At 38.6% G+C, this 21,268-nt stretch carries 24 protein-coding genes and 1 tRNA gene; 20 read left to right on the top strand and 5 right to left on the bottom strand.

Annotated elements, in window-relative coordinates:
* The first annotated feature begins 23 nt into the window (after window positions 1–23).
* From queA to MSC25_RS16400, 7 genes are all read left to right on the top strand, one after another.
* Window positions 24–1,055 (top strand): tRNA preQ1(34) S-adenosylmethionine ribosyltransferase-isomerase QueA, encoded by a 1,032-nt coding sequence (gene queA / locus MSC25_RS16370; RefSeq protein ID WP_248443976.1) that lies wholly within the window; start codon window positions 24–26, stop codon window positions 1,053–1,055.
* A 175-nt stretch (window positions 1,056–1,230) separates the two neighbouring features.
* Entirely contained in the window at window positions 1,231–2,355 is a 1,125-nt protein-coding gene (gene tgt / locus MSC25_RS16375; RefSeq protein WP_004587614.1) for a tRNA guanosine(34) transglycosylase Tgt, read from the top strand.
* Window positions 2,356–2,380: 25 nt separating this feature from the next.
* Window positions 2,381–2,716, top strand: coding sequence for a preprotein translocase subunit YajC (gene yajC, locus MSC25_RS16380; protein WP_004587613.1), 336 nt, complete (start codon window positions 2,381–2,383; stop codon window positions 2,714–2,716).
* A gap of 19 nt (window positions 2,717–2,735) precedes the next feature.
* Window positions 2,736–4,595: a protein translocase subunit SecD gene (gene secD, locus MSC25_RS16385; protein WP_004587612.1), complete on the top strand. Its 1,860-nt coding sequence runs from the start codon at window positions 2,736–2,738 to the stop codon at window positions 4,593–4,595.
* Window positions 4,596–4,604: 9 nt separating this feature from the next.
* On the top strand, window positions 4,605–5,552 hold the full coding sequence (gene secF, locus MSC25_RS16390; RefSeq protein WP_004587611.1) for a protein translocase subunit SecF: 948 nt from the start codon (window positions 4,605–4,607) through the stop codon (window positions 5,550–5,552).
* A 318-nt stretch (window positions 5,553–5,870) separates the two neighbouring features.
* Window positions 5,871–7,661, top strand: coding sequence for a bifunctional diguanylate cyclase/phosphodiesterase (locus MSC25_RS16395; protein ID WP_024031436.1), 1,791 nt, complete (start codon window positions 5,871–5,873; stop codon window positions 7,659–7,661).
* A 16-nt stretch (window positions 7,662–7,677) separates the two neighbouring features.
* Window positions 7,678–8,487, top strand: coding sequence for a transporter substrate-binding domain-containing protein (locus MSC25_RS16400; RefSeq protein WP_248443977.1), 810 nt, complete (start codon window positions 7,678–7,680; stop codon window positions 8,485–8,487).
* 53 nt (window positions 8,488–8,540) lie between these two features.
* Here MSC25_RS16400 and suhB read toward each other — a convergent pair whose 3' ends face one another.
* Window positions 8,541–9,344 (bottom strand): inositol-1-monophosphatase, encoded by an 804-nt coding sequence (gene suhB / locus MSC25_RS16405; RefSeq protein ID WP_024031435.1) that lies wholly within the window; start codon window positions 9,342–9,344, stop codon window positions 8,541–8,543.
* Between the two features lie 122 nt (window positions 9,345–9,466).
* On the opposite strand from suhB, the gene MSC25_RS16410 reads away from it, so the two are divergent.
* Together MSC25_RS16410 and MSC25_RS16415 are read left to right on the top strand one after the other, a co-directional pair.
* A complete protein-coding gene (locus tag MSC25_RS16410; protein ID WP_248443978.1) occupies window positions 9,467–9,643 on the top strand; it encodes a hypothetical protein in 177 nt (58 codons plus the stop codon).
* 71 nt (window positions 9,644–9,714) lie between these two features.
* Window positions 9,715–10,131: a VOC family protein gene (locus MSC25_RS16415; protein WP_248443979.1), complete on the top strand. Its 417-nt coding sequence runs from the start codon at window positions 9,715–9,717 to the stop codon at window positions 10,129–10,131.
* 70 nt (window positions 10,132–10,201) lie between these two features.
* On the opposite strand, the gene MSC25_RS16420 is transcribed toward MSC25_RS16415, so the two are convergent.
* Window positions 10,202–10,858, bottom strand: coding sequence for a LiaF domain-containing protein (locus MSC25_RS16420; RefSeq protein WP_248443980.1), 657 nt, complete (start codon window positions 10,856–10,858; stop codon window positions 10,202–10,204).
* Window positions 10,859–11,175: 317 nt separating this feature from the next.
* On the opposite strand from MSC25_RS16420, the gene MSC25_RS16425 reads away from it, so the two are divergent.
* The 4 genes from MSC25_RS16425 (at window position 11,176) to MSC25_RS16440 (ending at window position 13,662) form a co-directional block, all read left to right on the top strand.
* Window positions 11,176–11,742, top strand: a complete 567-nt coding sequence (locus tag MSC25_RS16425) for a BON domain-containing protein (RefSeq protein ID WP_004587605.1) — start codon at window positions 11,176–11,178, stop codon at window positions 11,740–11,742.
* Window positions 11,743–11,807: 65 nt separating this feature from the next.
* Window positions 11,808–11,966, top strand: coding sequence for a YqaE/Pmp3 family membrane protein (locus MSC25_RS16430; RefSeq protein ID WP_004587604.1), 159 nt, complete (start codon window positions 11,808–11,810; stop codon window positions 11,964–11,966).
* A gap of 269 nt (window positions 11,967–12,235) precedes the next feature.
* A tRNA-Ile gene (locus MSC25_RS16435) sits at window positions 12,236–12,312 on the top strand.
* Between the two features lie 360 nt (window positions 12,313–12,672).
* Entirely contained in the window at window positions 12,673–13,662 is a 990-nt protein-coding gene (locus MSC25_RS16440) for a hypothetical protein (protein WP_248443981.1), read from the top strand.
* A gap of 217 nt (window positions 13,663–13,879) precedes the next feature.
* Here the strand turns inward: MSC25_RS16440 and MSC25_RS16445 are convergent, their stop codons facing one another.
* Both MSC25_RS16445 and MSC25_RS16450 read right to left on the bottom strand, forming a co-directional pair.
* On the bottom strand, window positions 13,880–14,761 hold the full coding sequence (locus MSC25_RS16445) for a site-specific integrase (protein ID WP_248443982.1): 882 nt from the start codon (window positions 14,759–14,761) through the stop codon (window positions 13,880–13,882).
* Complete coding sequence (locus tag MSC25_RS16450) at window positions 14,754–14,975, bottom strand: hypothetical protein (protein WP_138594693.1); 222 nt, start codon at window positions 14,973–14,975, stop codon at window positions 14,754–14,756. The genes MSC25_RS16445 and MSC25_RS16450 overlap by 8 nt, the downstream gene beginning before the upstream one ends.
* Before the next feature lie 492 nt (window positions 14,976–15,467).
* Here MSC25_RS16450 and MSC25_RS16455 point away from each other — a divergent pair, with 492 nt between their 5' ends.
* Window positions 15,468–16,397: a hypothetical protein gene (locus tag MSC25_RS16455; RefSeq protein ID WP_248443983.1), complete on the top strand. Its 930-nt coding sequence runs from the start codon at window positions 15,468–15,470 to the stop codon at window positions 16,395–16,397.
* Between the two features lie 23 nt (window positions 16,398–16,420).
* Here the strand turns inward: MSC25_RS16455 and MSC25_RS16460 are convergent, their stop codons facing one another.
* The gene (locus MSC25_RS16460) at window positions 16,421–16,702 is read right to left on the bottom strand and encodes a helix-turn-helix transcriptional regulator (protein WP_248443984.1); all 282 of its coding nucleotides are present in this window, start codon (window positions 16,700–16,702) and stop codon (window positions 16,421–16,423) included.
* Between the two features lie 111 nt (window positions 16,703–16,813).
* Between MSC25_RS16460 and MSC25_RS16465 the strand changes: the two genes are divergently transcribed.
* The 6 genes from MSC25_RS16465 (at window position 16,814) to MSC25_RS16490 (ending at window position 21,252) form a co-directional block, all read left to right on the top strand.
* Window positions 16,814–17,023 (top strand): hypothetical protein, encoded by a 210-nt coding sequence (locus MSC25_RS16465; RefSeq protein ID WP_182732034.1) that lies wholly within the window; start codon window positions 16,814–16,816, stop codon window positions 17,021–17,023.
* Window positions 17,024–17,100: 77 nt separating this feature from the next.
* Window positions 17,101–17,478 carry a hypothetical protein gene (locus MSC25_RS16470; protein WP_248443985.1) on the top strand — a complete coding sequence of 126 codons (378 nt, stop codon included), beginning with the start codon at window positions 17,101–17,103 and terminating at the stop codon, window positions 17,476–17,478.
* Between the two features lie 517 nt (window positions 17,479–17,995).
* Complete coding sequence (locus MSC25_RS16475) at window positions 17,996–18,196, top strand: helix-turn-helix domain-containing protein (RefSeq protein WP_033032042.1); 201 nt, start codon at window positions 17,996–17,998, stop codon at window positions 18,194–18,196.
* Window positions 18,197–18,204: 8 nt separating this feature from the next.
* Entirely contained in the window at window positions 18,205–19,014 is an 810-nt protein-coding gene (locus MSC25_RS16480) for a replication initiator protein A (protein WP_138616110.1), read from the top strand.
* A gap of 428 nt (window positions 19,015–19,442) precedes the next feature.
* Entirely contained in the window at window positions 19,443–20,813 is a 1,371-nt protein-coding gene (locus MSC25_RS16485) for an ATP-binding protein (protein WP_248443986.1), read from the top strand.
* Window positions 20,806–21,252, top strand: coding sequence for a hypothetical protein (locus tag MSC25_RS16490; RefSeq protein ID WP_248443987.1), 447 nt, complete (start codon window positions 20,806–20,808; stop codon window positions 21,250–21,252). The genes MSC25_RS16485 and MSC25_RS16490 overlap by 8 nt, the downstream gene beginning before the upstream one ends.
* Window positions 21,253–21,268 lie beyond the last annotated feature (16 nt).

Genomic DNA, 21,268 nt, shown 5'->3' on the forward strand with positions numbered 1-21,268 from the left:
TTTAATGATGTGGAATACCGACTATGCGCGTGGCTGACTTTAGCTTTGACTTACCTGATGAATTAATTGCTCGTTTTCCTAAACAAGACAGAACCAGCAGCCGTTTACTAACCCTAGATGGCCCAACTGGCAACGTTGAACACAAAGTGTTTAGCGACCTACTTGATTTAGTAAACGAAGGTGACTTATTAGTATTTAATAATACCCGCGTTATTCCTGCCCGTATGTTTGGTCAAAAAGTCTCTGGCGGTAAGGTCGAAGTACTTGTAGAGCGTGTAGTTGATGAACACCGTGTACTTGCCCATGTAAGAGCAAGTAAGTCGTTAAAGCCTGGTAACGAGGTTATTTTAGAAGGCAAAGCAAAAGCGACAATGATTACGCGTCACGATACGTTATTTGAGCTTGAATTTGATCGCAGCCAAAATGTACTCGATATTCTAAACGACATTGGCCACATGCCTTTACCTCCTTACATTGACCGCCCAGACACCGAAGCTGACCGCGAGCGTTATCAAACCGTTTATGGCGAAAAGCCCGGTGCAGTAGCAGCGCCTACGGCAGGGCTGCATTTTGACGATAAGCTAATGGCGGCATTAAAACAAAAAGGCGTAAACATGGCGTTTGTTACGCTACATGTTGGCGCAGGTACGTTTCAGCCGGTGCGTGTAGAAAGCGTAGATGAGCATGTAATGCACTCTGAATACATTGAAGTACCTGATGAGGTGGTTCACGCTGTTGCTAATACAAAAGCTAACGGTGGCCGTGTTATAGCTGTGGGAACTACTTCTGTGCGCTCGCTGGAGTCGGCAGCAAAAGTACACGGCGGTAAATTAGAGAGCTATTTTGGCGATACCGATATTTTTATTTTTCCGGGTTATCAGTTTAATGTAGTTGATGCCATGGTGACTAACTTTCACTTGCCAGAATCAACCCTCATAATGCTAGTAAGTGCCTTTAGCGGCCAAGATAACATTATGGGCGCGTACAACACGGCTATAGAACAAAAGTACCGTTTTTTTAGCTACGGCGATGCGATGTTTTTAACACGTAAATAAGCACGTTTTTATCCGGTACCGTTTTTAAAAGCCCAGCTCGCACGTTGGGTTTTTATTTGCCTGCGCTAATACGCAGTGAATTTAGCGCAGCTAATAGTAATAACGGGGCAAAAAGGGTAGAATCGAGCGGTTAAATTATAGCTTGTTGGACTGTTTTTCCGACATTGAGGATGATATGAAATTTGAATTAGACCGCACCGACGGAAAAGCGCGCCGCGGCCGCTTGATTTTTGACCGTGGTGTAATAGAAACGCCTGCATTTATGCCAGTAGGTACTTACGGTACTGTTAAGGGCATGACCCCAGATGAAGTTAAAGCCACAGGGGCGCAAATTTGTTTGGGTAACACCTTTCATTTAATGCTACGCCCAGGTACTGAAATCATTAAACAACACGGTGATTTACACGATTTTATGAATTGGGACTTTCCAATTTTAACCGACTCAGGTGGTTTCCAAGTATTTAGCCTTGGTGCTATGCGTAAAATTACCGAAGAAGGCGTGTTGTTCCAATCGCCGGTAAATGGTGACCAAATTATGATGTCGCCTGAAAAATCAATGGAAGTACAGCGTGATTTAGGCTCAGATATCGTCATGATTTTTGACGAATGTACGCCATACCCGGCCACCGAAAAAGAAGCAAAAGACTCAATGGAGTTATCGCTTCGTTGGGCTAAGCGCTCTAAAGAAGGCCACGGCGATAACCCATCAGCCTTATTTGGTATTATCCAAGGTGGTATGTACCCAGAGTTACGTGCACAATCACAAAAAGGCCTAGAAGAAATTGGCTTTGATGGTTACGCATTAGGCGGCCTATCGGTTGGTGAGCCTAAAAACGAAATGATGAATATTCTTGATCATTGTGCGTACAAAATGCCAGAAGACAAACCGCGCTACTTAATGGGTGTAGGTAAACCTGAAGACTTAGTTGAGTCTGTACGCCGTGGTATTGATATGTTTGACTGTGTAATGCCTACCCGTAATGCACGTAATGGTCATTTATTTATTACCACAGGTACAATTAAAATTCGCAACGCAGTACATAAAACAGACACTGGCCCACTTGATCCTGAGTGTGATTGTCATACCTGTAAAAATTATTCGCGTGCTTATTTGCATCACCTTGATAAATGTAACGAAATTTTAGGCGCACGACTAAACACAATCCATAACTTACGTTACTATCAGCGTGTTATGGAAGGCCTACGCAATGCAATTAGCGAAGGTAAACTAGAAGAATTTGTTAGTGATTTTTATGCTCGCCGTGGCCAAGACGTGCCAGAGCTTGCAGATATAAATTAAAATTTAAAAATATAGAGGAAGTATTATGAGTTTATTTATTTCAAACGCACACGCCGCTGCTGGTCAACCTGCTGCAAGTGGTGGCTGGGAAATGCTAATTATGTTAGCTATTTTCGGTTTAGTTTTTTACTTTTTAATTTACCGCCCACAAGCTAAGCGTGTTAAAGAGCACAAAAGCCTTATGAGCGCGATGGCTAAAGGTGATGAAGTACTTACCCAAGGCGGTTTAGTAGGTAAAATTGTTAAAATTACTGAAGATAAAGATTTCATCGTGATTTCTTTAAATGAGCAAGCTGAAGTAACAGTACAAAAATCGGCAGTATCTGCTGTATTGCCTAAAGGCACAATGAAGTCACTATAAAAATAAAAAGGACATGCCTGTGTTAAACAAGTTTCCAATTTGGAAGTATTTACTTGTTTTAGCTGTGGTAGCCATTGGCCTTTTATATGCTTCTCCAAACTTGTATGGCCGCGATCCGGCCATTCAGGTTTCGGGGGCAAAAGGCGCAGATGTCGATCTCAGTGTAGTAGACAAAGTAAACGCAACCCTCAAACAACATAATGTAACAGCTAAGTCTACCGTGCTTGAAGGCGGCCAAGTATTAGTACGTTTTAAAAATGTTGAAGAACAGCTAAAAGCGCAAGACTTACTGCGTAATTCTCTTAGCGACGATTATATCTCTGCTATTAATATGGCACCTGCGCAACCTGCATGGTTAAAATCATTGGGTGGTAACCCTATGAAGCTAGGTCTTGATTTAAGTGGTGGTGTTCACTTCACCATGGAAATCGACATGGCAACCGCGGTAGATAATCAGCTAGAGCAAATGGAACAAGATTTTCGTAGCGACCTACGCGAAGAAAAACTTCGTTACCGTAGTGTTCGCCGCGTAGCTGGCTCTGAACGTATGCGTGTAGAAATGCGTACCGAAGAAGATAAAGAGGCGGCTGAACGCTTTTTAGCATCGCGCTACCCACTAAACGTATACATTGATGATAGCAGTAACGATCGCGCATTTTTTGCCACTATGAGTGAGCAAAAGCTTAAAGAAATACGTGACTACGCTATTAAGCAAAACGAAACCATTATTCGTAATCGTATTAACCAAATTGGTGTTGCAGAGCCTAACGTACAGCGCCAAGGTGCTGAGCGTATTATTGTGCAACTACCAGGTGTTCAAGATACAGCACGCGCTAAAGAAATTTTAGGTGCAACGGCCACGCTTGAATTTCGTGAAGTAGACGAAAACGCAGACCCAAGTGCTGCTGCTCAAGGACGTATTCCTGCGGGCACAGAAATGATCATGAGCCGTGATGGCTACCCTGTGGTACTTAAAAAACGTGTCATTCTTGAAGGTAGCCATATCACTGGTGCACAATCAGGAAACGACGAATACCAGCGCCCACAAGTAAGCATTACCTTAGATAGCAAAGGTGGGGCAAAAATGAATGCCTTTACCAAGCGTGCAATTGGTAAACGCATGGCAACGGTATTTATTGAATACAAGCCATCGGGTAAAAAAGATGCTGACGGTAAAGCACTTCCACCTATTAAGGTAGAAGAGGTTATTAACGTTGCGACTATTCAGGCTCGTCTTGACCGCTCATTCCGTATTACAGGTATTGATAACCCAGCCGAAGCCCACAACTTAAGCTTACTATTACGCGCCGGTGCATTAGTAGCGCCAATTCAAATTGTTGAAGAACGCACAGTAGGCCCAAGCTTAGGTCAAGAAAACATTGAAGCTGGTATGACAGCTGTAGCCCTTGGCTTTGCGTTTGTACTTGCCTTTATGCTTATTTACTACAAAGGGTTTGGTTTAGTTGCCAACATTGCACTAGCAGCTAACTTAGTGCTTATTGTAGGTGTAATGTCGTTAATCCCAGGCGCAACTCTAACGCTGCCAGGTATTGCCGGTATTGTATTAACAGTGGGTATGGCGGTTGATGCTAACGTACTTATTTTTGAGCGTATTCGTGAAGAGCTGGCCGATGGCCGCAGCCCTCAACAAGCCGTTCATTTTGGTTACGATAGCGCCTTTAGTACTATTTTTGATGCCAATATTACCACTTTAATTGCTGCGGTTATTTTATTTGCAGTGGGCACTGGCCCTATTGCAGGTTTTGCCGTAACACTCGCAATTGGTATTTTAACTTCAATGTTTACAGCCATAGTTGGTACCCGTGCGGTAATTAACTTATTTATTGGTGGTAAGCGCATTGATAAACTTTCAATTTAAGGAGCGGACATGCAAATTTTAAGTTTGGGTGGTAAAACCCTACGTTTCATGTCACTTCGTAAAGTGGCAATGGGTTTTTCTACGCTATTAATTTTAGCGTCGTTTGCCTCAATTTTTATCAAAGGTTTAAACTTTGGTTTAGATTTTACTGGCGGTACCGCTGTAGAGGTTGGTTTTTCGCAACCTGCAGATTTGAAAAAAGTACGCTCAGTATTAGCTGAAAACGGGTTTGCCGATGCCTCAGTGCAGCTGTTTGGCTCTAGCCAAGATATTTTGGTTCGTTTAGCGCCGCGTGGCAGTGAAGTAAAAGCCGAAGTTATTGGTAACCAAGTTATTACTGCCTTAAAGCAAGCTGATGAGAGCGTAGTAATGCGCCGCATTGAGTTTGTAGGCCCAAGCGTAGGGGAAGACTTAAAAGAGCAGGGTGGCCTTGCCATGTTAACTGCGCTTATTTGTATTTTGATTTACGTGGCATTTCGCTTTGAGTGGCGTTTTGCTGTGGGCGCGGTAGGTGCACTATTACACGATGTAATTATTACAGTTGGTTTGTTTTCTGTATTAGGGTTAGAGTTTGACTTAACTATTTTAGCGGCAATATTGGCGGTAATTGGTTACTCACTTAACGATACTATTGTTGTATCTGACCGCATTCGTGAAAACTTCCGTAAAGTACGCATCGACGACACTATCGAAATTATCGACATGTCGTTAACGCAAACACTTAACCGTACACTTGTAACGTCAATCACCACTATTTTGGTATTGATTGCGCTATTTGTGTGGGGCGGACAAACCATTCACGGCTTTGCTACAGCCCTGTTATTTGGTGTGTTCATTGGTACTTATTCTTCAGTTTACGTTGCAAGCTCGGTAGCTATTACCATGGGCGTAAGTAAAGAAGATTTAATACCAGAGGTAATTGAAAAAGAAGGCGCAGACTTAGACGCATTGCCGTAATAGAGTTAACGCTAAATAAAACCGCTCAATTGAGCGGTTTTTTATTGCGCGCTGTTTTATAGAGCTTGGTTGCCTTTAAGATTAAACGTACACGCTTTTTAGGCTGAACTTAAAGCCTAAAGCCGATTATATAATTAAGCCATTACAATAACGTATGAATAGTTAACAGTATATTAGGCTATAAACTTAGTGCTGAGGTTGTACCGCCCCTAAATTGAGCAAATTTAATCCTGAATGGTCAATAGCGCCTAATGCCATAAAATTGTCATACAGGCTTGCTACTTTAATGCCCCTATTAAACGACAATCAGGTTTTGCAGTGACGATGCAGCGCAAAGTACTAGAGTACATTTTAAGTAACGGTGAAATAACCACGTTATTTCAGCCTATTTTTGATATAGCTAATCAAACAATTATAGGTTACGAAGCGCTAAGTCGAGGGCCTAAAAACAGCCCTTTGGAAATGCCTAACAGACTGTTTGAAGCGGCCAGTGAACACGCTTTAATTTCAGAGCTTGAGCTATTATGCCGCTCAAAAGCAATTGAAAACTTTGTAAAGCTTAATCTAAACGGTAAGTTATTTTTAAATGTAAGCCCTAAAACCTTGCTCGACCCTTGCCACCCAAAAGGTGAAACCTTGCACTTAATAGAGCAGTTTGGTTTAGCAGCAAACCGCGTGGTAATTGAGGTGACAGAGCAAGAAAAGGTCGACGATGGTTTTTTATTATTAAAAACAATTGCACACTACCGCGAGCTTGGTTTTACCATTGCCATTGACGACTTAGGTGCTGGTTACTCGGGCTTAAAACAGTGGTCTGAACTATGCCCCGATTTTGTAAAAATCGACCGTTACTTTATTGATCATTGCGATGAAAGCGAAGTTAAAAAAGAGTTTTTAAAATCGATTACGGTACTCGCAAAAGCAACAAACACCGCAGTAATAGCCGAAGGCATAGAAAGAGTAGAAGAGCTTGCCTATGTTGAAAGCTTAGGAATAGCAAACGTACAAGGTTTTTTACTGGAAAAACCAAACTCAAATCCAAGCCTTGATTACAGCTCAGAGCAATTACAAGCATTGAACTTTAAACAGCCAAGCAATACGTTTGATCAATCAATGGCGATTGGATGGCTTGCTGTTACACAAGAAGCAATAGACAGCGAAACCCGTTGCAAAGACGCCCACAAGCTATTCGAAAAAGACAAAGCCGTGATGAGCCTAGCGGTTTTAGATAAAGCCGGCCAACCGGTTGGATTACTACATAAAGATCAGCTCACTGAGGTGTTTGCAGCGCCCTATGGCCATGCACTTTACGACAAGTGCCCCGTAACTGACTTTATGGATAAACAACCTTTAGTGGTGGATGAAAACCAACTTCTTGATACCGTGAGTCAGCAAATTACAGAGCAAGACTTTGATATTCGCCGCCATATTGTGATCACCCGTAATAAACGTTACCTAGGGCTTGCCCCTTTGCGTGATATTTTAAAGCACATAACAGAAGAAAAAATTCGTCACGCCCAGCATGCTAATCCACTCACTATGCTCCCTGGTAATGTAGCGATCAATGAGGCAATAGAGCAAAGGTTACGCTCACAAAGTGCGTTTTCGCTTGCCTATATAGATCTTAATCACTTTAAGCAGTTCAATGATTTATACGGCTATGCCAGTGGCGATAGTGTGATTAAATTATTGGCAGATGTAACCGTGCAAGCATGCGAAAACAGTGCTAACTTTGTAGGACATATAGGTGGTGATGACTTTATGGTTGTGTTTGACCAATCAGATGCTGTGTATATTTGTAATACCATAATTGAGCAGTTTGAACTTCAATCACGCACTTTTTTTACGCCTGAGCACATTAAGAGCAAAGGCTACTGGGCTACAAATCGTGAGGGAGAAAAGCAATTTGTACCTTTACTTACGTTATCAATTGGCCTTGTGGAGCCCGACTTACAAGAATGTAAAAACAGCCATCAAGTTGCAGCACTTGCAACAGATGCTAAAAAAGAGGCTAAGCGATATCGCCATAGTTATTTGTTTATTTGTAAGCGCAGAAAGCCTGCGCCTGCCGTAGTGCGCTTAGCACCAGAGAATAAACAGGTGGTATAAAAAATAGGTAATTATTATGTTGCCATTAAAAGTAGTTGTTGGTGGGTTTGCTTTATTTGCGGTTAGTTTTTTTGTGCAAGGGGTAGAGATTGTTAATGTTGCTCAAAAGCAAAGTGTGCAAAATGCCCGTGAAGAATACCTAAGTGAGCTATTAACACGAGCCCTAGAGCGGGCTAATTATCCTGTAGACATAAAAATGCAGCCAGTGAGCTTACAGCAACAGCGTGACCTGATTGAGCTAGATAAAACAGAGTTAGATGTTTATTGGAGCATGAGCAGCCCAGAACGAGAGGCACGGGCAATAGCCGTTAAAGTCCCGCTATTTAAAGGCTTTATAGGGAAGCGCGTTTTATTAACCAGTAAAAAAAATGTCGAAAAATTTAAAGGCATTACCACTTTGGCGCAATTAAGTGAGCTCTCGGCAGTGCAAGGGCATGATTGGCCAGATACAAAAATAATGGCCTATAACGGCTTACATGTAAGGCCGCTGAGTAACTATCAAGCTATGTTCACGCTCACTAGCCGGGGCAGAATCGATTACTTTCCTCGCTCATTTATCGAAGTTAATTCTGAGCTTGTTGCCAATGCGCAGAGTAACTTAGTTATTGTGCCTAATTTATTTATTAGTTATCCCACCGGTATTTATTATTTTGTTGTAAGTAGTAAGCCAGTTTTAGCGCAAGCCATAGAGCTTGGGTTGCAAAACATGCAAAACAGCGGAGAGTTTGATGCGTTATTTGATGAGTATTTTGCAAAAGACATAAACTCTCTCCCTTTTACAAAAGGTTATACCACGGAGCTAAAGCTCGATAACCCTTACTTTTAAAACAAAAAAGGAGCCATAGGCTCCTTTTTTATAATAGGGTTACATGCACTTTATTAACGAAGTAACGCTTCAGGTAATACTGGGCGAATTTCACGAATAATTGCTTGAGTAAGCTTAGGTGCACCACAAATAATGTTACCGCTATTGTTATAGTTAACGCCACCTGCAAAATCAACAACCATGCCGCCAGCTTCTTTTACAAGTAACTCGCCTGCTGCTGTGTCCCACGGTTTTAAACCAATTTCAAAAAAGCCATCAACACGGCCCGCCGCTACATATGCCATATCTAGCGCTGCAGAACCTGCACGACGAATATCAGCAGTTTGTGTAAACAATGCTTTAAACGCGTCTGTGTATGCATCTAAGTGGTGTTTTTGTTTGAAAGGGAAGCCTGTTGCTAAGATTGAACCAGCTAATTCTACGGTTTTAGTAACGCGTAAACGCTTGCTGTTTAGCTGTGCGCCTTGACCACGAGATGCAGTGAAAAGCTCGCCACGAACTGGATCGTAAATTACAGCTTGGTCTAAACGACCTTTTACTTTAAGTGCGATAGAAACCGCGAAATGAGGGATACCCTTGATGAAGTTAGTTGTGCCATCAAGCGGGTCAACAATCCATTGGTAATCTGCATCTTTGCCTTTGTGCTCACCTAGTTCTTCACCAACAATGCAGTGATCAGGGTAAGATTTTAAAATTGTATCACGAATTACGGCTTCGGCTTCTTTATCAATGTTAGTCACTAAGTCGTTAGTGCCTTTTTGTTGAATTTCAACTTTTGATAAATCTTCACTTGCGCGAAGTAAAATTTTGCCTGCGTTGCGCGCAGCGCGAACCGCAATGTTTAACATTGGATGCATGGTATTACCTTTGGGTTGTAAAAGAACGTTTATATATTTAAGCCGGCGTATTTTAGCGACTTTTGCCATAAAGTAAACAATAAACCCTAAATACTTTTGTGCGTTTTTTGTACGGCCTTGAAATGCATGTAAATTTATTCGTATCTAAGACATGTTGGCGTGTATGGATTGAAATTTGTTCAACCGAAGGGCAACTTAATCACAGCCATGATGCAAAGCTTTCGCGTCCTGCTAGCCAACGTATAGATGTAAAAATTAATCTTAAAAGGGCAGTACTCGCCAATATTATTAAAAACTAAAAAAAGTGCTTTACCTAAAGTTAGCTTGAGGTTTTATCTTGTGTTTAAGCAATCAACTAGGGTAAATAATAATGAAATTAGAACACGTACATTTAGTAGTAAACGATATAAATGCCATGCTTAAATTTTACCAAGCAGCCTTTCCTTATTGGTCAATTAGAAGTGAAGGGCATAACACCTGGTATGGCAAACCTAAGCGCTGGGTACATTTTGGCGACGATAACCATTACATTGCTATAAGCGATAATGGCGAGCATAAAAACAGAGATTTGGCAGGGCATCAAGTCGGGCTGGCTCACTTCGCCTACGTTACAAACAACCTAGACGCTGTTACACAGCGCTTAAAACACGCCGGATTTAGCATTGATAAAGAGGGCGCAGAAAACCCATTTAGAAAAAACGTATATTACTTAGACCCAGCCGGGTTCGAGGTTGAGTTTGTGCAGTATATGAGTGACATTCCAAGCGAGCGTAATAACGACTTATAAAATAGGCAGTAACTAACGGTGTAGAAAAGCGCATAATATGGCTTTTCTACCCATTGTGTTTTTACCCGTATTATTTATTACTCACCCCAAGCTGGGCCTTTAAATCATTAGCAAAACTCACAAACTTTTCTTTAATGGTGCGTTTAACTTTTACCTCCACCGAACCTAAAACTGTTTTACCTTCTAGGTTAATTGTGGGGCCTTGGCGCTTATTAAGCGACACCGTTTTGTTTTCAAAACTGCCTAATATACAAAACATTTTAGAAACTACATTAACATGCTCTGGTACGTAAATTTCTTCGCTGCCAAAAATACAATTTATATGCACGGTAACATGTTGGTGGGCAAAAATGGCATCAGTAAAATCTAAAACAATCGACCCCATATAGTTTTGAATGTAAATATTTTTAGGTACCACCCATTGGCCGCTACGCTCACTTGAGCCTAAAATACTTCGCAGTGTTAAGTTTTCTTCATCCGCTTGTTGGGCGCTGTAGTTAGGGGCAAATTGAGTTTGCTTTTGAGCACTGTACTGGGTATCTGTAGTAAGGGTTAAATCCTCTACTAAATTAAGTAATGCGGTATTTTCGGTTGCTTCCATTGCACTGTCTAAGCGCCTTTCAAAGGCTTCAGCTGAAATAACGCCATGGCTGTAGTTATAAATAAGTTGATCTATCACTTGTTCGCGAACTTGCTCTATTGGGCGGTCTTCAATTTTTACAGACATGGGAATAATCCTTTTTATATGAGTTACCACTGTACATAGCAAGTGGTGTACCAAAATTTAACTATTTATATATCAATGATTTATTGTTTTAGTAGCGTCGCTTAATTTATTATATTAACGATAGATTAACCAAAACAGCAATATAATCGTTATTTTCACCACTTAAGAAAGTTTTACCTAATAGCCTGTAAATGTTTACTCGGAGGTGTTTTTATTTATACCTAATAAAATAGCTAACTCCATGAATTTAAAGTGTTAATAAAGTTGGCCTAAAGCTCGCATATATAAGAGTGTCTTTAATCAAAAGGAGAAAGATTATGAAAACATTCAACAAATCTATGATTGCGGCTTTAGTTCTAGGTACTACAGCTATGGGTGCTCAAGCGGGCACTTGGGAAAATGAAAGTAAAGATGCTTGGATTGATGGTAAGGCAGAAACAGTGCTTCTTATGAACACTAATCTAAACAACTTTGACATTAACACTGATGTAAAAAATGGCAAGGTAGTACTTACAGGTAAAGTAAACAGCGACCTTGATAAAGAGCTAGCTGAAGAACTTGTAATTAGCCTAGATGGCGTATCTGATGTAGAAAACAACCTAACTGTTGTGAAAAACATGGATATGGACGACAAAGATCGTGACACTATGGATGATGACGATAACGACTTAACTGACGCTAAAATCACCACAGTAATTACTACACGTTTCTTATTTGACTCAGAAGTTGACGGTACAGATATCGACGTTGATACCGACAACGGTATAGTAAAACTTAAAGGTTCTGTTGAAACAGAAGCTGAAAAGCAGTTAGCAGTAAAAATTGCTAAAAATGCTGAAGATGTTCGTGACGTAGTAGATGAACTAACTATTGTTGCTGAATAATACACTATACTAAAAAGCCCAGCTTAGCTGGGCTTTTTGCTTGTCATTTTTAAAGGAGCTATATCATGGATATCATTCGTATAATACTGTCGATTTTATTACCGCCACTGGGTGTATTTTTACAAGTTGGTTTAGGTATGCACTTTTGGCTAAATATTTTACTAACTTTACTGGGTTACTTCCCTGGTTTAATTCACGCTATCTACATTATTGCTAAAAAATAATGTGTGGTGTGTTCAATGTGAGCCGGCCACTTTTTTATAGTTATTAAAATTGTAAAAAAGCGGCTTACATACTTCTGTGTTTATTTTTCTGTTATTTCCTGCCTATCCGCATGCAAAAAGATTACTATTTAAGCAGTCAGCTTACTGATTGTTAAAATAAAGGTTTTTGCTAGTGACAAGCCTTAAAAAACTTTTTATACTGCAACCCGCTTTAGTCGCTCAGTGGCTAAACGCTTCAAAAATTAACTACCTCGTAGTTATACAAAGTTGGCCCCTTAGCTCAGTTGGTTAGAGCACACGACTCATAATCGTTAGGTCCCCAGTTCGAGTCTGGGAGGGGCCACCACTTTTCAAAGCTTTCCAAGTAAATACCTACTAACCGAAATCACCCTGTGCTACCTCTGTGCTACTTTTAGTATAGCGGAAAACATCTCTATATGTTTAATATGATTATTGCCTTACCTTTTCCTTCTACGGAGTTTCGTTTCTAATTAGAAAAGTTTGTTGTTATATGATTAGGTATTTTGCTTCTGCCTGATTGTAGTCAATATTCAGGTAAATCATTCCTTCACCAAGTAAATGCTATAATATTGATCGCTCTAAGCAATAGGAAGCGAATGATGAATACTATTTTCTAATGAGCTTTTTAAAACCCAAAAGCTCATTGAAGGTGTTGAGTATGAGAGAACTTCAAAAGGAACCATAAGTGCACAAAAATAAAGATTTAGAATTTAAATTTAAAAAACCATCAAACAAAGACGAATATCTAGCTGCGCTTTATGAAGAGATTTCCGAAAATGAAAAATCAAATGGTAGTGTTCGTACATTAAAAACATACGTTTATGAAATTCTTGAACGGTTGAGAAAAGATGATCAGAAACGAAAAGATAAGTCAGAGCAAAAAGATTTCAATATTAGCTGGTCGCTTGGCTTCTTAGCATTTGTTGCACTCGTACTGATTATTAACGGCTCGAATGAAAGCCATGATTTTAATTGGTTACAACAAAATAGCTTTTCCATAAAAATTTTGGGGATTGCTCTAGCAACATTGTATATTGGGGTATCAATTGAAAGGTTCTCAATTTTTCGAAATCTATGGCAATTTGGATTTACAAAGCTGGTTGTATCAATTGCCATTTCAGGCTTGATTGTCTTTTCTACAGGAAAAGCAGCTGGCGCTATAAATTCTGTATTTGGCGTTGATGCATCAGCTTTTCCATTTACATTAACTTTTACATCTGGTTTGTTTTTCTTTCACTACGTACTCCCTTTTCTAGCCTTTGTTGGAATCGTTGCGGTATTTTTTGCTCTTGATGCCATAGGCTATCTTAAGTCTAAACTAAGTGATGGCAGAAACTATGAATTGCCACCTGTTCATTCATTTGTATTTCCTATATTGGCAACTATCTTGTTGGTAATTTTTTTAGGGTGGTCGAAAAATGACCTTGGCGAGAAGGTTTTACCATCGAAGATTTATAAATTGGCTCATATGTTAGACTTCAATAATAAAAACGAATGCGCCAATATTCGAGCAGAAGTGCCTGTTGTTTACTTGGGGCCATCGCAATCAACTGTATTGGCAGATGTGAACGTAACAAATGTAGATAACCTAAAGTCCTTTTTTGAACTAAAGGTTGAAGTTCCAAAAAGGTTTTATCGCTTAAGTTGTGAGTTGCCGGAATATCAGAGTGAATAGGTATAAAAAAGCGCAGAACGCGGCGTTATGAGCGACCGAGTTTGGCACACAACAACTATTTACTGTCAGGTTTAATGAAACTCTAAAAATCAAACCTGACAGATTGAGTTAAGATTTATTCAGTTAATGCTTATAGTAATTTTATATTCGGAAAAGCTTTATGCTCCTGATAAACTTAATAGCTTTTAACTCTAATTTACAGCAACGGAAATAGGGGTTACCTTAAATAAACTTCAGTAATTTCAGCCCTGAAGTGACCTAGCTCTTGCGATACAGTTTCGAGAGCAGTTGCTCTACTTAAACCTAAGCTTTTTAGCTCAGCCATTCTCTCTTGCGCATAGCTATGCCTAAGGCCATGCCCGCCATTAGAAAAAAAGAGTGTGCGGCTAGATGCTTTCGAGAATGAGCATGACCATTTATGACCACCTCCAATATCATAACGTTGCAAATAGTTAATTTCCCTATCACGAATCGTTATAGGCTGCGCTAAGCGCCTTTGTTCTAGCAGGTTAGCTAAAGTGTTAGGTATTAGTACATCACGGATTAGGCCGCCTTTGCCTTTCACTGTATAAATACTACCTTCTCGACCAAGCCACTTGCTGTCTAGCGCTGGACGGCTATCAGCTTTTCGCTCTGATACTCTGGCTATAGTTAATAGCTCATGGGCTCTTAATCCTGCTGCGTAGGCTATTTGTGTAGATAAATTATATTTTCTAGTTTGATGTTCACTAATTGCATGGGCTTGAGCAGGAGTGTAGGCGCGAGACTTTTCGATTATCTCTTTTTCGGATTTTATTACTGTCAGCGTTTCTTTAGGGCCAAGTTTGCCGTTGAGTTTAAACATAGCTTGGATTGCTTGCCGTTCCATATCTAACGTTTTTTGGCCTGCAAACTCACTGCGATAATCAAGGTATTTATAAGCATCCTGAATGCTCATCCCTTGCACACCATTAATGCCAATATCCTTTGACCACCGAGCTATTTTTATAAGTGCTGTTTTATAGCTTCGAGCAGTACCTAAAGATTTAATAATTTTGTGCTTAAATAAGTTTTTAGCTAGCTTTTCCGCTTGCGTTTCTGGTTTTGCGAACTTAGGCATTTTTATCGACCCACCGTTTTACAGTTGTCCAATGTGCTCTCACTCCTTTACGCAAAAGCCATCTTTGTAGGTTGGCTATATTCGTACCTTCTTCGTAAAGAGCTAAAAGTCGTTGTTTATGTTTATCTAGCTTGGATGACTTAAATCGTTTTTTACTGATCAATTTTTTCTCATTTTTTAGGCGCAATGCTTCTGCTTTAGCATTAAAGGTCATAGTTATTCTCCGGTGTGATTGTAAGAAAAACTGGCTGATAAAGCTCAGCGGCTAACGCCTATTCGCCCCTGTTTTACGCATGCGTAAGGCTCGGACTGATCGCGCCTAAAAATCAAAAGACTTGGTTTTATGATGAAGCTGAAAGCTTCTGAAGTGGGGGTTACAGAGAATGTAACAACGTGTTGAAGGCAGCAGAAAGCGCCTGTTTTCTTCAGGCCCGAAGGGCTTGATTAATATTTAGATTAGCAGCTTTAATTTAAATTTCAATCTGCAAATAAAAATCTGCGTGTAAGATGCTCAAGAGTCCATCCCCCGCTATGTGCAAGCCTATTTTAGGCTTCTACATAGCGGGGGATGGGCGAAGCCCAGAAAAGAGGAGGCGATTGCTCATGATGCCTCAATTTTAAATATTTAAATTGTAGTTCCATCTACCAAGAGAAGTACATATGATGTAATTTGCACTATTAAAAGCTTTAAATTACTGAGAATAAAATGGATTTTCTAAAAAATAATTTTATACGAGTTCCTATATTGTTATACCTAGTTGGTTTTGTTGTACATAACTCATATTTGGCAAGTTATGGTAGTTATGAATTTGAGCTTGTAGAAGCTAGGTATATGCTTACTGGATTTGGTTCAGTTTTTATTTTTACATCAATGTTCCTGTTTGTGTTTTATAGAACGAATATCTCAGATGTTTCTAAAAGTTATGAGCCCAAAATTTTGTTCCCCTGGTTACTGAGAATTTCATCGATACCAGCAGGAATATACAGTATTTTGCATAGTGCTGATTTTTTAGAATTACCTTTCTCAGCATTTGGCGCTTACATGAATTTTGGTATTTATATCTTCTATAGTAGTTTTTCTTTGTTAGCTATAGAGGTCATAAGAGGAAAGCGGTTTCAGTCAAAGTTGCTTAAGATATTAATCTATATAATTACAATCCCTTTTATAGCTCTTCTTTTCTTTGCAAGCAGTGAGAGTGAATTATTGAGTCAGTACTCAAAGTTTACTTTGTATTTTTTCTTAGGTGCTTATGGTATAGCGATTTCTCAAGATGATGAAAAAAAGGGTGTGCAGCTTAATCATTTAGATCTGGACTCAGATCCGAATCATGAAAAATATTTTTCTCTAATGTTTGCTCTTCTTTGCTTGGGATATGGCCTTTTTCAATTTATTTCTATTTATTCGAATCATATTTACCCTTATATACCAACTGCTTTGGGTGGCTCAAAAGTAATTAATGCAACACTTTATCTAGCTGACTCAAAAGCTAAAGTTAAAATTATTCAAGAAGGTCATAATTGGTTTCTAATATACAATGAAAAAACTTCTACCATTGAGAAAATTAAATCATCAGAAATTTTAAAAGTTAAATATCATATGGATAAGCTTCCTAAGCTTCCTAAGCTTTTAAAATAAAATATTAATTAGTAAAAGTAATTTTAGGTGTTATCCAATGCTTCACCATAATGTTCTAGAATAGCTTCTGCTAATCCATTCTCAATACAATACAAGTAAGCAGTAGGCACTTCTAAAATATCAGCAAGTGCTTTTACTGTTTTAAAGTCTGGAGCATGCACGCCTTTTTCGTATTGGTTCATTCTTGCTGATGCCGCAAACTCATCCATTCCAGCTAAAATCCCTAACTGTTTTTGTGATAGCCCTTTGGCTTTTCTTGCTTCTTTTAATCGGTTTGGAAATGGTGATTCGTCATTAGTTTTCATTATTTATTGTTCTTAACTTGAAAACTAAGAGTTTCTTAGCTTTAATGAATATTTAATACTAAGGAATCCTTAGTTTTTGCTTTGTAACGAATTTAGTTTGGAGGAATGAATATGCTTGAAACGTTTGTGTGTGTATTGGTCGGGGCTATCTACTTGCTGGTAAGTATATTTACAAGTGATGAGCAGTTGTCGAACGAAAACGAGCAACTAGATCAATTGAATGATGGTATGGGCAATATTATCGCTGATGGTGAATTTATGTCGCGTGAAGAAGCTGAAGATGCACAATCACGTGGAGAGCTTTACGACACCTATTACTAGTAATAGTTAGGCATGCCTAACTTTAAAGAATAGGGTAGTGAGCAAAATTAGGCATGCCTAATTTCAGGAGTAATGTAATGCTACTTTTAGATCTATACAAAAATGTTGAGCTAAGGCCATTTATACCTGTAGTAGCTGAGTTTCAAAGCCGCCTAGCTGGTATCGAAGCTGAATGTGAGCCATTAGGACTATCATTTGAAAAAGAAGTGCAGTCAGAGCAGGAAATCTTTTTTGCTTTGATTTCTCAGAAAGCACTGGCTTTCGATATAACAAATGAAATAGGTGAGGTTTGGGATATTAGGTTAGAGCCTTTCAGTCATTTCAAATCTCGAAGCAAAAAAATCACTTTCCCCTTCATGGGCTGTAATGAGCAGAAGCAACAAAATATTAGTGAGTGGACTATTGCTTTGTGTAATTGGGAAGGATCTTTTCTATACTCAAGTGCAAAGCATTAGCTGAGATTGCAGTTATGACATTATACGAATGGTTTCAAATGTGGATTTTAATGGTGTTAGCGATTCGCGCTACTCGACGCTACGACAAGCTGAAAAATGATCTTTTCACAGCAATTAAAGAAGGCAGGATTTAAACATGGCTCCTGTACTCGCTGGTTGCGCTCTGATTCCAAGTCTTGTAATCTTCTTCGCTACTTTGTTTTATCTTAAATGTAAGTGATATTACGTAGACCTCTCCAAAAGCCTACTTAAAAAGATTATCAAGAAAATTTTTTTGTAGGTATTTTCACTAGCCAATCCCCACTTTAAAAAATAATATAGATAAAAATCATAAAGTTATTCTTTTTCGTTTACTAAATCATTTCACTTTGTCCCTAAAATATCAAAAACCCCCTGAAAGTTCCCCTAGCTTTTCAAGGACAACTATCTGATCACTTAATTACCATTATCGCTCAACTAATTAATAATGTGTTGAGCTAATAATTGAGCTCAACGCTTACGCTTTGAGGTCAGTATAATGGAAAAGGTATTTTATCGTTCAGAAGAAGTAGCCGACTTACTTTTTATCAGCAAACAAGCTCTTTTTAATCAAATCTCTAAGAACAAACAAGGCTGTGGAAATTACCCATTACCGCCACATATTAAAATTGGCGCTCGATTACTCTTCCCTGTTGAAGACTTTCACAACTGGTTAGCTTCTCAACCAAGAAACAAGTAACGCTAGCTATGGCGCATTTCGAATGCAAAATGACTCATGTCAATTTGAAATCAGATATGTTTTCAATGGTGTGGCCTGTGTTTGCATTAGACGGCAAGTCTAAAGGTGTTTTGGATTTTTCATATAAAGGCGTATCGATAAAAATTGTTCCAAGCGTCCTGGGTCGAGCAACCATCAAAGATAAAGAAATACTCATTTATTGCTTAAGCCATATCATGGCTGCAAAAAATGCTAGGTTAGAGCTTAGTAACACGGTTCGCTTCAACACCTATGATCTCCTAAAGGCTACAGGGAGAGGAACATCAGGAAAAGAGTATAAACTTGTTGAAAAGGCTTTATATCGACTCGCAGGAACTTTAATCACTACTGATTATAAGTTTAATGGCCGAAGATTTTTAGAAAGTATGGGCCTCATCGAAGGCTTTAAGTTAATCGAAGGTAGTGGTTTAAGCCGCTGGCAAGTAACATTGCCCGATTGGCTCATTGAGACGGTTGATGACAATGATGTCTTAACATTACATGATGATTACTTTCAATTATCCAAACCATTTGATCGCAGACTTTATGAGGTCTGCCGGAAGCGTTGTGGTAGACCTTCTAAGCAAGTTATCAAGTTAGATAATTTACGAGAAAGAATTGGTATTAGATCGTCATTGTCAGATTTAAAAAAGCGTCTTAGAAAAATAGAAAAAATACTCGATTACCTATTGAAGGTTGAAGGCGACAGCTTATTTATTTTTCGTGATACTGAAAGTGGAAGGATGGAACTCGCAAAGCTTAACTCCGAACTTTTTATGAAAAGAATAAACACAGGTTAGTGTCGTACTTTTGATCTTGAATAGTATCGTACTTTTGATGAAAGCTGTCGTACCTTTAACTTTTTTGATTCGTACTTTTGATTTTTTATATCCCTTGTAGCCCCTGTATTAGCTGTATATTGAGTGCTCTAAATAGGGAGAAGCGCTAAACGTATTTATAAATAAAGAAATAAACGCATTAATGGTTTAATTTAAGCAGTTTTAAGAACCCCTCACTAAATTACTTTGAATAAACCAAAAAGTTTCAATTCATTACTTGAAGATTTCAAATTAAAGAGCATGAGCCTACTTTACTAGGTTTTAAGAACTAACAGCTTGCTTAATGAGGCCTTCTAGAAACAGCCATAGTATTAGGTAGGAATAAGTAAATTCAAAAAAACAGCAGTTAGAGTTTGTTTTCGCGTTTTTTTTGCAAAAAATGCTTTTAAATGGTAATTTACTCTGCAATTAACTTAGGGATTAAAATAATGCTTATAGACTTTTCAGTCCAAAATTTCGGTTCTTTTAATTCAAAGCAAGAGCTTAGCATGCTAGCTTCTACTTCGACCAAAGAGCAGTGTGTGTTTAATAACCTGAAAGAAGTCAATTCATTTGGAGTCAAGAATGTTCTTAAAAGCTCTGCTATTTTTGGCGCTAACGGTTCAGGGAAGACAAATTTAGCGGAATCATTTAAGGTCTTACAAACACTTGTCCTAGGATCTTTAGATTCAGTAGGCGATAGCGCTACTCGGCGAGCAATACCTTTTCTATTAAAGAATGATTATTTTGATATACCAACAGAATTTGAGGTTACCTTTATATCTAATGAAAAGTTATATAGGTATGGAATCGCTCTATCTGAAGGTGAAATAGTTGAGGAATGGTTGTACTGGAATAAAAGTTCAAGAGAAACATTACTTTTTCAAAGAGACGGACAGACTGTTAATTATAATCAACGCTCTTTTTCAGAGGCTAAGCTGTTTACCAGACGTGACGGAGATAAGCTTATTCTAGAAAAAACGAAAGAATTTGTTCCTTTTATTTCTGTCTTATCACAGTTTGACGGTGAGCAGTCAAGTATTGTGACATCATGGTTTGAAAAGTTTCATGTTTTGTCTGGACTTTCAGATAAAGGTTTCAAGGATTTCACAATAAATTTGTTTGATGAAGATGAAAAATTTAAAGCTTGGGCAACTGAAATATTAAAATCATTTCAAATTCATGATTTAGTTATAGATGAAATAGAGAAGACTATACCCTTACCTAAAGGGAGAAGAAATTTGGATGATAAGGAACTTAATGATGCAGTCTCAAAACTTCAAGGTTTTCTTGAAAACACAAAAGTGAAGCATAAAGAAGTCGATGTAGTAAAAATTGATTCAGAGACGGGTGAGCAATACTCACTGCCTCTCAGCTTTGAATCGGAGGGAACAAGAAAGTTTTTATACCTTCTAGGTCCGCTATATGATGTTTTAACTAATGATGAAATACTTTTCGTAGATGAATTCGATAATAAGTTTCACACGCTCTTATGTAAATTTATTATTGATATATACAATAAGAATAATCATGGGAATAGTCAGCTTATTATTACTTGCCATGATACAAATCTACTAACAAATGAGCTATTTAAGAGAGATCAGATTTGGTTTATCGAAAAGAATCAATCAAATGAGAGCGAACTTTATTCTTTACTAGAATATAAGGAGCATTACACAAGGAAAGGTGATAGCTACAGCAAAGATTATCTTGCTGGTAAATATGGTGCCATTCCTCTTTTCAGTTCTATTGCGACTTTAGAGGAAATGTTAAATGGCTAAGGATAGAAGTAGAAAAAGGGTTAAGGCTAGGAAAGAAAATACCAGAGAAGAGCTAAAAGTAGTTAGTGATCGAGAGTTACTGACTTTTAGCTTTAAATTTTTAGATCAGACACAACCTCCTGGAAATTGTGAAACAATTGAATTATGGGAAGGTGAAGGCCTTTTAAAACCTTTTATGTCTCGGCTAAAAGAGCTTTCAGCTTTAACTCGTGAAGAAGCTTCTAACCAAAATCAAATTAAGATTTATCGAGATTTTCCACCTAAAGATAAAACAGATTTTTTTCACCCAAGGCATGTAGATAAAAATGTTGCTTGGGGGGTCATAGAGGGGATTGGTGGCCTTCCTAGAGTTGCAGGGTTTATTCAAGAGAGTACTTTCTATGTTGTTTTTCTGGATAGTAAACATCGTTTTTGGATTTCTCAGCTAAAGCACACTTAAATAATTAAGTTAAAAC

Origin of the sequence: Pseudoalteromonas sp. 1CM17D (genome assembly GCF_023161805.1) — a bacterium.
GTDB classification, from domain to species: domain Bacteria; phylum Pseudomonadota; class Gammaproteobacteria; order Enterobacterales; family Alteromonadaceae; genus Pseudoalteromonas; species Pseudoalteromonas atlantica.

Excerpts from the sequence above, each read along its gene's own strand:
- queA (WP_248443976.1), top strand. The coding sequence starts at position 24 with ATGCGCGTGGCTGACTTTAGCTTTGACTTACCTGATGAATTAATTGCT.
- tgt (WP_004587614.1), top strand. The coding sequence starts at position 1,231 with ATGAAATTTGAATTAGACCGCACCGACGGAAAAGCGCGCCGCGGCCGC.
- yajC (WP_004587613.1), top strand. The coding sequence starts at position 2,381 with ATGAGTTTATTTATTTCAAACGCACACGCCGCTGCTGGTCAACCTGCT.
- secF (WP_004587611.1), top strand. The coding sequence starts at position 4,605 with ATGCAAATTTTAAGTTTGGGTGGTAAAACCCTACGTTTCATGTCACTT.
- MSC25_RS16400 (WP_248443977.1), top strand. The coding sequence starts at position 7,678 with ATGTTGCCATTAAAAGTAGTTGTTGGTGGGTTTGCTTTATTTGCGGTT.
- suhB (WP_024031435.1), bottom strand. The coding sequence starts at position 9,344 with ATGCATCCAATGTTAAACATTGCGGTTCGCGCTGCGCGCAACGCAGGC.
- MSC25_RS16410 (WP_248443978.1), top strand. The coding sequence starts at position 9,467 with ATGCATGTAAATTTATTCGTATCTAAGACATGTTGGCGTGTATGGATT.
- MSC25_RS16415 (WP_248443979.1), top strand. The coding sequence starts at position 9,715 with ATGAAATTAGAACACGTACATTTAGTAGTAAACGATATAAATGCCATG.
- MSC25_RS16420 (WP_248443980.1), bottom strand. The coding sequence starts at position 10,858 with ATGTCTGTAAAAATTGAAGACCGCCCAATAGAGCAAGTTCGCGAACAA.
- MSC25_RS16425 (WP_004587605.1), top strand. The coding sequence starts at position 11,176 with ATGAAAACATTCAACAAATCTATGATTGCGGCTTTAGTTCTAGGTACT.
- MSC25_RS16430 (WP_004587604.1), top strand. The coding sequence starts at position 11,808 with ATGGATATCATTCGTATAATACTGTCGATTTTATTACCGCCACTGGGT.
- MSC25_RS16445 (WP_248443982.1), bottom strand. The coding sequence starts at position 14,761 with ATGCCTAAGTTCGCAAAACCAGAAACGCAAGCGGAAAAGCTAGCTAAA.
- MSC25_RS16450 (WP_138594693.1), bottom strand. The coding sequence starts at position 14,975 with ATGACCTTTAATGCTAAAGCAGAAGCATTGCGCCTAAAAAATGAGAAA.
- MSC25_RS16455 (WP_248443983.1), top strand. The coding sequence starts at position 15,468 with ATGGATTTTCTAAAAAATAATTTTATACGAGTTCCTATATTGTTATAC.
- MSC25_RS16460 (WP_248443984.1), bottom strand. The coding sequence starts at position 16,702 with ATGAAAACTAATGACGAATCACCATTTCCAAACCGATTAAAAGAAGCA.
- MSC25_RS16465 (WP_182732034.1), top strand. The coding sequence starts at position 16,814 with ATGCTTGAAACGTTTGTGTGTGTATTGGTCGGGGCTATCTACTTGCTG.
- MSC25_RS16470 (WP_248443985.1), top strand. The coding sequence starts at position 17,101 with ATGCTACTTTTAGATCTATACAAAAATGTTGAGCTAAGGCCATTTATA.
- MSC25_RS16475 (WP_033032042.1), top strand. The coding sequence starts at position 17,996 with ATGGAAAAGGTATTTTATCGTTCAGAAGAAGTAGCCGACTTACTTTTT.
- MSC25_RS16480 (WP_138616110.1), top strand. The coding sequence starts at position 18,205 with ATGGCGCATTTCGAATGCAAAATGACTCATGTCAATTTGAAATCAGAT.
- MSC25_RS16485 (WP_248443986.1), top strand. The coding sequence starts at position 19,443 with ATGGTAATTTACTCTGCAATTAACTTAGGGATTAAAATAATGCTTATA.
- MSC25_RS16490 (WP_248443987.1), top strand. The coding sequence starts at position 20,806 with ATGGCTAAGGATAGAAGTAGAAAAAGGGTTAAGGCTAGGAAAGAAAAT.